Here is a 2,111-nt window from a genome sequence, read left to right on the forward strand (position 1 = left end):
CGTTAGAGATATGCCAGTGGCAGCACTCGGGCCGGCCGCCCGTTATTTCCGATGACGGCCCGAGGAGGACCGCTATGACCATTGTGGCAGAACGCTATGACTACGTCGTGGGTGTCGATACCCACGCCGCGCAGCACATGTTTGTGATCGTGCAGACCCGCACCGGTGCGGTACTTACCGAGCCGGAGAAGTTCGCGACCAACGAGGCAGGGCTGGGCCGGGCGATCTCCTGGATCGGCCGCAAGAGCACCGGCCGGGTGCTGGTGGCGATCGAGGGATCAGGGTGTTACGGCAAGCGCCTGAGCGTGGCACTGGCGCAGGCCGGGATCGACGTCGCCGAGACACGGGCACCGGTTAAACGCCGCGGCGGGAAGGCCGATGTGTTCGACGCCGAGGCCGCAGCACGCTCGGTTCTCGGGTTGCCGTGTGACCGGCTGATCGCCCCACGCGCGAGCGGTGACCGCGACGCACTGGCCGTCGTGTTGGCTCGCCGTCACGCGTTGAGCAAGGAAATGACAGCTGACCGGCAACGACTACTCGACCTGACCAGGCGTTTCGACCTCGGTATCGACACTCGCCAAGGACTGGGATGGCAGCGGACCGAGCAGATCGCCCGATGGCGGCCACGGCGTTCGGACACCCCGGCGCTCGCCGAGATCCGGCAGACCGCGGTCACGCTCGCAGTCAAGGCGATCGCGACCCGCACCGAACTCAAAGTCAACGAAAAGCACCTGCGGCGGCTGGTCAAAAAGACCATGCCCGAGCTGCTGAACGTGCTCGGAGTCGGACCGGTCAGCGCCGCGGAAATCCTCGTATCGTGGTCCCACCATGGACGGTTCCGCGACGAAGCACGATGGGCCATGCACGCCGGGGTCGCCCCGATCCAGACCGGATCAGGCAAGACCGACGGCCGCTATCACCGGATGAACCCGTTCGGGGACCGGGACCTGAACCGGGCGATGTGGATCATCGCCCGCACCCGGCTGCTGCACTCCGAACGCACCAAGGCCTACGCCGCCAAACGCGCCGCCGCCGGCACCAAGAAGGCCGCGATCATGCGGCTCATCCAGCGATACGTCGCCCGCGACATCTACCGCTTCCTCACCGCCACCGCCACCGCCACCGCTACCGCCGCATCAGCAGATGCCGACACCGGCAACGAGGCCACCCCGACCGCAGCCTGAACCCCCGAGCACACCCCCTCGGCCACAAGCCCTCCGGCCCAGGGGCCCCCCGGCATGCCCACGATCAGCCCCCGCCCCCGGACCCCGCGCACGCCCAACAAGATGAGCAACCCCGTCGGACACTCCTTGACAAACGCAATAAGACCGTCGAAGGGACGAAACGACCGGACGCACCACCTCACCGGTCGAGGATCAACCAGCCGCCGTGGTCGGTGAAGATCTCGGACCGAGCCTGCGGGACGAGCGCGGCCCAACGGTGCAGGTCGTCCTCACTCAAGCGCTGCAGGTGCCCGTAGTGCTCGGTCGGCTCGTCCTCGAAGGGGACTGCGACGACGACGCGCCGCCGCGCGACCCGGAAGGCCTCAGTGAGCGTGGCCTCGACGTCGTCGGCGTCGAGGTGTTCGAGCAGATGGATCAGGGTGACCGTGTCGACGGCGCCGTCACCGAACGGCAGGACGCGGGCATCGCCGCAAACCGCCTGGACCTCGACGCCCAATCGCGGCGCCACCTGGTCGAGGAGCGAGACCGCGCCCGCGGTCAGGTCGCACGCGTGGACGCGGTGTCCCGACTGCGCGCACCGCACTGCGAAGAACCCGAAACAGCAGCCCACTTCCAGTACCTCGTCCCCGGCGAGCAGATCGAGCGCTCGAGCATGGATCGGTGCGAACGCAGATCTGCCGTCACTGAGCTCTGCGAGCGAGTTCGCGTAGAACGCGAACCACGCGGCTGCGGGGTCGGCCGCCACGGAGCTGACCACGGCGACGGCGGCGGCCTCGAAGCCACCCTGCCCGCTTAGCACGCGCGCCTCGACGAGCTCGCCGAGCCCTTGTACCAGCCGCGAATCCGAGATGGTTGCCGGCGTCAGCCGGTGAACGATGTTCACCCGGTCACCTGCAAGCCGCCAGGCGAAATCGCCGCTACTCGAGA

General features: G+C 68.0%; 2 protein-coding genes. One reads left to right on the forward strand and one right to left on the reverse strand.

Going from position 1 to position 2,111, the window contains the following annotated elements; all coding sequences use genetic code 11:
- Positions 1-74 precede the first annotated feature (74 nt).
- Positions 75-1,184 (forward strand): transposase, encoded by a 1,110-nt coding sequence (locus WAW85_RS05815; protein WP_422558695.1) that lies wholly within the window; start codon positions 75-77, stop codon positions 1,182-1,184.
- A gap of 178 nt (positions 1,185-1,362) precedes the next feature.
- On the opposite strand, the gene mftM is transcribed toward WAW85_RS05815, so the two are convergent.
- The coding region (mftM, locus tag WAW85_RS05820) for a mycofactocin oligosaccharide methyltransferase MftM (RefSeq protein WP_422558696.1) at positions 1,363-2,111 on the reverse strand (749 nt) is incomplete at its 5' end.

The sequence above is a fragment of the Gordonia sp. (in: high G+C Gram-positive bacteria) genome, assembly GCF_049299075.1.
Classification (GTDB): domain Bacteria; phylum Actinomycetota; class Actinomycetes; order Mycobacteriales; family Mycobacteriaceae; genus Gordonia.

Excerpts from the sequence above, each read along its gene's own strand:
- WAW85_RS05815 (WP_422558695.1), top strand. The coding sequence starts at position 75 with ATGACCATTGTGGCAGAACGCTATGACTACGTCGTGGGTGTCGATACC.